The organism is uncultured Nevskia sp., assembly GCF_903885465.1.
GTDB lineage: Bacteria > Pseudomonadota > Gammaproteobacteria > Nevskiales > Nevskiaceae > Nevskia.
In genome coordinates this window covers 1-7526 of the sequence record NZ_CAISIQ010000224.1, presented here as the reverse complement: position 1 = coordinate 7526, position 7526 = coordinate 1, and the positions used below count along the sequence as shown (strand labels likewise).

Below are 7526 nucleotides of genomic sequence, written 5' to 3'. Positions count from 1 at the left end.
AGGCGAATTATAGAGGACTTTCATCCCCTGTCAACTCCCCGTCTCTACCAGCCCGACAAGCTAACTCCACCTTCCCAAAACCCCTCAGCGGTAGCCGCTGCGAGGGGGCGAATTATAGGGCCGTTCGAGGTTGTGTCAACGCGTTTTTCGAAACATTTTTCGATAAGCCGCACGAATAGCTCAGATCACCTTCAACAATGCCTTGGCGTAGCGTCGCGGGCCGACCTGAAGCAGGTAAGTGGCGCCCGGAGTAAGGATCGTTCCCCGGTCCTCGATCCGCTGCTGATCCACCTTGACCGCTTTCTGATCGATCATTCGATTGCCTTCTCCATTGCTGGCGACCAGACCAGCCTCTTTGAGCAAGGCAGCTAGCCCGATGCCCTGTGCGGGCACCGCAATCACGATCTCGGCAATGTTCTCCGGCAACTGCCCCTGCGAGAACTGTGCGACGAATTCCGCCTTGGCGGCTTCGCCGGACCCAGCACCATGAAACCGCTCGACCAGTTCAATGCCCAGCAGCATCTTCACATCACGAGGATTGGCGCCTTCGACGATTGATTGCTTGAGCGCGGCCACTTCAGCGAGCGGCCTGAAGCTGAGCAGATCGTAGTAACGCCACATCAGCTGGTCTGAAACGGACATGACCTTCCCGAACATGTCCTTCGGCGCATCGTTCAGCGAGATGTAGTTGCCCAGCGACTTCGACATCTTCTGCACGCCATCCAGGCCCTCCAGAATGGGCACCGTCATGATGCATTGCGGTTTCTGGCCATAGCCCTGCTGCAACTGCCGGCCGACCAGCAGATTGAATTTCTGGTCTGTGCCGCCGAGTTCGACGTCCGCTTTCAGGGCCACCGAGTCATAGCCCTGCAGCAGCGGATACAGGAACTCGTGGATCGCGATCGGCTGGTTGTCGCGGAAGCGCTTCGAAAAATCGTCACGCTCCATCATCCGCGCGACCGTGTGCTGGGACGCAAGCCGGAGCATGCCCTCGGTGCCCAGCGCATCGAGCCAGCGGCTATTGAACTCGATCGTCGTGCGTTCCGGATCGAGGATCTTGAACACCTGCTCCTTATAGGTCTTCGCGTTTTCCTCGACCTGTTCCCGGGTCAGGGGCTTGCGCGTCTCGTTCTTGCCGGTCGGATCACCGATCATCCCGGTGAAATCGCCGATCAGAAAGATCGCCTCGTGCCCCGCTTCCTGAAACGAGCGCAGCTTGTTCAACAGCAGGGTGTGACCCAGGTGCAGATCCTTCGCCGTTGGGTCAAAGCCCGCTTTGATCCGCAGACGAACACCTTGCTCGGCCGCCTTTGCCAGCCTCGCGTGCAGCTCGGCTTTCGGGATGACCTCGTCGGTGCCGCGTTCGATTTCTTCGATATTCACTGAACTCTCGATGCACCGGGCTTGAACGGCGCGAAATTTGCGGAGAGGAATCGCCCAAACGAGCCGGCAGAGCCGGAACATATGAAAAATTGCCAACCGCCAGTTTTTATGTTTTGTTACGGGTGTCCGGATTCGCAAACCAACGAAAATATCGAGCGATCCATTTGCCGCGCGGCCTTACAGCGCCTTCATTTTCGTGGATTTTTATGGCATTGAATTATAGCTCCGCAGCCGGGGCCCGGAACTCGTCGCTGCGCAGAGTGGGCGTCATCGCCGCATTTCTCGGTGTGTCAGGCGCCGCGCTTTTCGCGCTGAAACCGAATTCTGCTCCGATTGTGGAACCCGTCGCCGAAACGGCACCGGAAGCTGGCACAGCACTGACTGCCTCCCAAGACCTCGTTACGGCGCCAACGGTTAACCCGGCGTTCAACGACATCGTGCAGAGCGCGGTCAGCGATGCTCTGGCAGTGCCGGAGCCCGCCGCCTGGAGCCGTGTCGTGGTTTCCCGTGGCGAAAGCTTGTCCAACGTTTTCGAAGATGCCGGCCTGCCGCCGCAGGACTGGATGCTGATGACCCGCCTCGGCGGCGACAGTGCCCGCCTCAAAAAGCTCAAGGCTGGCGACGCAATCAACATGCGCATCGTTTCCGGCCGTCTTGAAGAACTCACCTACACGCTCGACGAAACCCGCACCCTGAGCGTTCGCCGCAAAGGCGTTGGCTACGAGTCGACCACCTTGACCGCCGCGCTCGAACACCGCCCGGTGGAAAGCGTCGGCGAGATTCGCAGCTCCCTGTTTGCCGATGGCCGCAAGGCGGGGCTGTCGAACCGGATGATCCTCGAATTCGCGGACATCTTCGGTTACGACATCGATTTCGCGCAGGATCTCCAGGAAGGCGATCGCTTTGCAGTCGTCTACGACAACATCCTCAAGAACGGCCGCAAGATTCGTGACGGCGACATCCTCGCCGCGCAGTTCACCAATCAGGGCAAGACCTACCGCGCCGTACGCTTTGTCGATTCTGAAGGGCGCCCTGGCTATTACACGCCGGACGGTCAGTCACTGCGGAAAGCCTTCATCCGCACGCCGGTGGATTTCGTCCGCATCAGCTCGGGCTTCAATCTGGCGCGCCGTCATCCGATCCTGAACATCATCCGGGCGCACAAAGGTGTTGATTACGCTTCCGCAACCGGAACGCCGGTCCACACGACGGGCGACGGCAAGATCCAGTTCATCGGCAAGAAGAATGGCTACGGTAACGTCGTCGTCGTCCGTCATAGTGGCCAGAACGAAACCCTGTACGCCCATCTGTCCCGCTTCAAGCCGGGCTTGACGCTTGGCTCGAAAGTCCGCCAGGGCCAGGTCATCGCATTCGTCGGCTCCACCGGCCTCGCCACGGCACCGCATCTGCATTACGAGTTCCTGGTCAACGGCATTCACAAGAACCCGATGACCGTGACCCTGCCGCGCGCTGTGCCCCTGAACTCGCAGTCGCTCGTGCAGTTCCGTCGCGAAACGGCGCCACTGATTGCGAAGATTGATGCCATGAGCAACACCGGCGTCGCTCTCGCCAAGTACAAGTAGGCGCTGACGGCATTTCCGATGTCAGGCTTGTACCTTGGCCTGATGTCGGGAACCAGCATTGACGGTATTGATGCCGTCATTGCCGAGTTCGAGGCGGGTCGGCTGGTTCGGCTCCACGCCGAGCACCACCACGACTATCCACCGGCCCTTCGGGCGCGGCTGATCGAGCTGTCGCTGGATCAGCCGGGGATTTCGATGCGCGAGTTCTGTACGCTCGACGTCGAAATCGGCCTGAGCTTCGGGGCCGCTGCACGCGAAGTCATTTCCCGCAGCGGAATTCCGGTCGGCGCGATCACGGCCATCGGCAGTCATGGCCAGACCTTGTTCCATGACGGGCCACAGAGCCTGACCCTGCAACTGGGTGATCCCAATCGGATTGCCGCGGCCACAGGCATCACGACAGTTGCCGATTTCCGGCGCATCGATCTGGCGCTGGGCGGTCAAGGCGCCCCCCTGGTGCCGGCGTTCCACCACGCGATGTTTGCTGACGCCAGCGAATCCCGCTGCGTGCTGAATCTCGGCGGCATCGCCAATATCACCGTGCTGCCGGGCGCGGGCATTGGTGGCGTGATCGGTTTCGATACCGGACCCGCCAATGGTTTGATGGATGAATGGACGCGAGTCTGTTCAGGCCTCGCTTTCGACGCGGAAGGCGCCTTTGCTGCCAGCGGTTCGGCCGATGAAAAACTTATCGCTGCGCTGCTCGCCGATCCTTATTTCACCAGGCCGGCACCGAAAAGCACCGGGCGTGATTACTTCCGCCTGGACTGGGTGCGCTCCCGCTATCCCCAAATCGCAGCATTGCGCACAGAAGATGTGCAGGCCAGTCTCGCCGCCGTGACGGCACGCAGTGTCGCCAGCGCGATCAAGGCCGCTGCGCCCGGCGCTGCCAGGCTGATCGTCTGTGGGGGTGGCGTCAGCAACACGCGGTTGCTGCGGCTGATTGGGGACGCCTTGCCAGGCGTTGTCGTCGAATCCAGCAGCCAGCATGGTCTGGCACCGGAATGGATCGAAGCTACGGCATTCGCTTGGCTGGCGATGCGCCGTATCGAAGGCAAACCGGGCAATCTGCCGGCCGTGACCGGCGCCAGCCGTTTGTCACCGCTCGGCTGCGTGGTACTGCCGCCGCGGTGATTGGCTTATCGGCGCGCGATGCGCGCCGATAAGCCCGTCGTCAGACTGCGAAGGAAGAGCCGCAGCCGCAGGTGGTCGTCGCGTTCGGATTACGGATCACGAACTGGGCGCCGTCGACATCGTCCTTGTAATCGATCTCGGCACCGCTGAGGTATTGCAGGCTCATCGAATCGACGAGCAAGGTCACGCCGCCGTTCTCGACGGACAGATCGCCGTCCTCGACGCTTTCGTCGAAAGTGAAGCCGTACTTGAAACCCGAGCAGCCACCGCCGGTCACGAACACGCGCAGCTTCAGGGCTTCATTGTCTTCGTCGTTCAGCAGCTCCCGCACCTTCGCGGCTGCGGCAGAGGTGAAGACCACTTCGGACTGGGCACTACCCGGTATCTCGTTACCATCCATGTCGCTCTCCAATCAATTTCGCGGAATCATCCCGCCTTGCTGCAACGCGCGTTCCTGAACGTCGAGGACTACCACGTCGGCCCTGCTTTCCAGCGACATCTGCTGCGTCTTGACCAGCGTATCGCCGCTATCGTGCGCCAATTGCCCGTTAATGGCGGCGCCTGGTTCCATCTGCAAGACCTTGTAATAAACGTTTCCGGTCACACGGGCCTTGGCGGTAAGCACCAACTTCTCGCTCGCTCGGACATCACCGACGATCGAACCGTTCAGCATGACCGTCGGAACGCGCACATTGCCTTCAACAATGCCTGACTCGCTGATCGACAGTATGGCCGCTTCGTCGCCACTGGCCTGGACCGCGCCCTTGACCCGACCATCGATGTGGATCCCGCCCACGAAACGCACGTCACCGATGATTTCGGTTTGTCGTCCGATCAGAGTTTCGACGGTGGCAGCCTTGCCGCCAGAGCTTGATCCAGCGCCGAGAAATCCCTTCATGGTTCAGCGTCCTCCCGAATTATTTTTTTCCAATCGTACTCGTCTTCAATCGCCGCCTGCCCACCACCGGGTTGCAGCACAACCATCGCCCGCAGCGGCCTGAAATCCTCGGGAAGTTTCAGCTGTCCGCTGAATTCCTCGAAATACTTGAATGAAAATAACAGATTTCGCGCGCCGTCCACTGCGATGTCCGCGAGCTTCAAGGTCTGTTTCTTGCCGCTCTTCAGACCTTCGATCGACAACTCGACCTGACCGCCGACCCGTTTGTCGCTACGCACCGGCTGGATCAGCACCAGGTCGAAGCGATACTGGTTCGGCGAAGTTTTCACCGCACTGACGCGGAACTCGTAGACCCGGACGCCTGCCTGCGATTCCTGCGGCGAGACGATGCCGCGATAGAACGCGAGTTGTTCGCGCAAGTCCGACGACTCGGCCTGCAACTGACCCAGTGATTGCTTCACGTCCTGACAGGCACCACTGTCGATCTCCTGAGAGCGGCTCAGATAGGCAACTTGGTCGCGCAGGGTTTCGGCTTCGGTCTTGGCGACGCGCAAGTCGCGAGTCAGTTGCCGTCGTTCGTCGAGCAGGCGATCGCGTTCCCCGGTTGCCGCAGCGAAATCCGAAACCGCCGTCGCGCGGGTCACGCTGTACAGCGCGAATCCAGCCACGAGCGCGGCTACCACCACCCAGGTGACCAGCCAGCGGCGACGCGACGACCGTTCGCTGGTGATGACAACTCGGTGCTGCCAATCAGCCATTCCGGCGAGCCTTGCCGACGATCAGGGCGCGAGTGGCGCGGCGTCGAGCGCCATGCGCTCGTCGAAACCGAACATCAGGTTGAAGCACTGCACGGCCTGGCCAGCTGCGCCCTTCACCAGATTGTCGATCGCCGACAGCACCACCACCGTATCGCCATCGCCCGGCCGATGCACGGCGATCCGGCACAGGTTCGAGCCGCGCACCGAACGCGTTTCAGGATGCGAGCCTTTCGGCATCACGTCGACGAACGGCTCATCGCGATAACGCGCTTCGTACAAGGCCTGCAGGCCGATGTCGGTCTTCAGCAGGGTCCCGTACAGCGTTGCGTGGATGCCGCGGATCATCGGCGTCAGATGCGGCACGAAGGTCAGCTTGACCGGGCCATTCGCAGCCCGCGTCAGGCCCTGCTCGATCTCCGGCAGATGACGATGACCGGCAACGCCGTAGGCCATCATCGAATCGGCCGCTTCGGCGAACAGGGAGCCGACTTTCGCTTCCCGGCCGGCACCGCTGACGCCGGATTTGCAGTCGGCGATCAGCCGACTGGTATCGACCAGCCCGGCTTCGATCAACGGCAGAAAGCCGAGCTGCGCTGCCGTTGGATAGCAACCGGCAGCCGCTACCAGCCGCGCGCTGCGGATCGCCTCGCGATTGACTTCCGGCAGGCCGTACACGGCTTCGGCCAGCAGTTCCGGGCTGGCGTGGTCATGCGCGTACCAGCGCTTGAACACTTCGGCATCGCGGATACGGTAGTCGGCCGACAGATCGACAACACGAACGTCGCGCTCGATCAGCGCCGGCGCCAGCTTCATCGAAGTCGCATGCGGCGTTGCGAAGAACACCGCTTGGCAGGCAGCGAGCGCGTCATCATCCGGCGCGGTGAAACTCAGATCGCAGCGGCCGCGCAGATGCGGGAACCAGACATCGGCGCGCTTGCCGGCCTCGGCACGGGAGGTCAGCACGCGCACGCGCACACCCGGGTGCGCCGATAGCAGCCTGAGCAATTCGGCGCCGGTGTATCCGGTGCCGCCGACAATTCCGACTTCGATCACGTCCTTCCAGCCTCATGCCCATCCAGGGGGCGACGATGATACCTTGCGCACCTGCCCGTGTTGCTGGATGCCCGATGCTCTGGATCAAGGCGTTTCATGTGATTTTCATGGTGTCCTGGTTCGCCGGGCTGTTCTATCTGCCGCGTCTGTTCGTCTATCACTGCGACGTGACCGACGAAGCTGGCCACGCGCGCTTCCTGATCATGGAACGCAAGCTGTACGGAATCATGACGATCGGCATGATCGGCACCTGGGTCTTCGCGCTGACCTTGCTGGTGATGAATCCGGGCTACCTGCATTCCGGCGGCTGGCTGCATCTGAAGATCGCGCTGGCGGTGGTCCTGTCCGGCTATCACGGCTGGTTGAAGACGGTGATCCGGAAATTTGCCGCCAAGGCCAACACGCGCGGCCACAAGTTCTACCGGTTGATCAACGAAGTACCGGCCGTCCTGCTGATCGCGATCGTGATCCTGGTGATCGTCAAGCCGTTCTGAACAGGGCCTCGGCACTGCGAGCCGTTTTACGGTGATGGGGGATTTGGCGCGGACCGTAGGGCGGGTGGGGGTTGTCAGATCGGCAGAATCGGCTTATTTCAGGTTTCCTCCCTGCAGGCAGATGCCTCGCCAGTTCGGCTCTTTGAGCGTCGGATAGCATCGCCAGCGGTTTTCGAACAACCGCCGAAATTACCTGCCCTCACTTCCGCTCGTACTAACCGCT

The 7526-nt window shown here is 61.2% G+C and carries 8 protein-coding genes; 3 read left to right on the top strand and 5 right to left on the bottom strand.

Going from position 1 to position 7526, the window contains the following annotated elements:
- Nucleotides 1-180 precede the first annotated feature (180 nt).
- The gene (gene tyrS, locus QZY06_RS08375; RefSeq protein WP_367275592.1) at nucleotides 181-1383 is read right to left on the bottom strand and encodes a tyrosine--tRNA ligase; all 1203 of its coding nucleotides are present in this window, start codon (nucleotides 1381-1383) and stop codon (nucleotides 181-183) included.
- A gap of 335 nt (nucleotides 1384-1718) precedes the next feature.
- Between tyrS and QZY06_RS08370 the strand changes: the two genes are divergently transcribed.
- Both QZY06_RS08370 and QZY06_RS08365 read left to right on the top strand, forming a co-directional pair.
- Entirely contained in the window at nucleotides 1719-2966 is a 1248-nt protein-coding gene (locus QZY06_RS08370; RefSeq protein WP_295682772.1) for a peptidoglycan DD-metalloendopeptidase family protein, read from the top strand.
- An 18-nt stretch (nucleotides 2967-2984) separates the two neighbouring features.
- Entirely contained in the window at nucleotides 2985-4100 is a 1116-nt protein-coding gene (locus tag QZY06_RS08365; protein WP_295682769.1) for an anhydro-N-acetylmuramic acid kinase, read from the top strand.
- Between the two features lie 40 nt (nucleotides 4101-4140).
- Here the strand turns inward: QZY06_RS08365 and erpA are convergent, their stop codons facing one another.
- The 4 genes from erpA to argC are packed head-to-tail and all read right to left on the bottom strand — an operon-like array spanning nucleotide 4141 to nucleotide 6809.
- Nucleotides 4141-4500: an iron-sulfur cluster insertion protein ErpA gene (erpA, locus tag QZY06_RS08360; protein ID WP_293389124.1), complete on the bottom strand. Its 360-nt coding sequence runs from the start codon at nucleotides 4498-4500 to the stop codon at nucleotides 4141-4143.
- 12 nt (nucleotides 4501-4512) lie between these two features.
- On the bottom strand, nucleotides 4513-4998 hold the full coding sequence (locus tag QZY06_RS08355) for a polymer-forming cytoskeletal protein (protein ID WP_295682764.1): 486 nt from the start codon (nucleotides 4996-4998) through the stop codon (nucleotides 4513-4515).
- Entirely contained in the window at nucleotides 4995-5756 is a 762-nt protein-coding gene (locus QZY06_RS08350; RefSeq protein WP_295682762.1) for a DUF6776 family protein, read from the bottom strand. The genes QZY06_RS08355 and QZY06_RS08350 overlap by 4 nt, the downstream gene beginning before the upstream one ends.
- A 21-nt stretch (nucleotides 5757-5777) precedes the next feature.
- Nucleotides 5778-6809, bottom strand: coding sequence for an N-acetyl-gamma-glutamyl-phosphate reductase (argC, locus tag QZY06_RS08345; protein WP_295682759.1), 1032 nt, complete (start codon nucleotides 6807-6809; stop codon nucleotides 5778-5780).
- Nucleotides 6810-6883: 74 nt separating this feature from the next.
- On the opposite strand from argC, the gene hemJ reads away from it, so the two are divergent.
- Nucleotides 6884-7303 carry a protoporphyrinogen oxidase HemJ gene (hemJ, locus tag QZY06_RS08340; RefSeq protein ID WP_295682757.1) on the top strand — a complete coding sequence of 140 codons (420 nt, stop codon included), beginning with the start codon at nucleotides 6884-6886 and terminating at the stop codon, nucleotides 7301-7303.
- The last annotated feature ends 223 nt before the right edge of the window (nucleotides 7304-7526 follow it).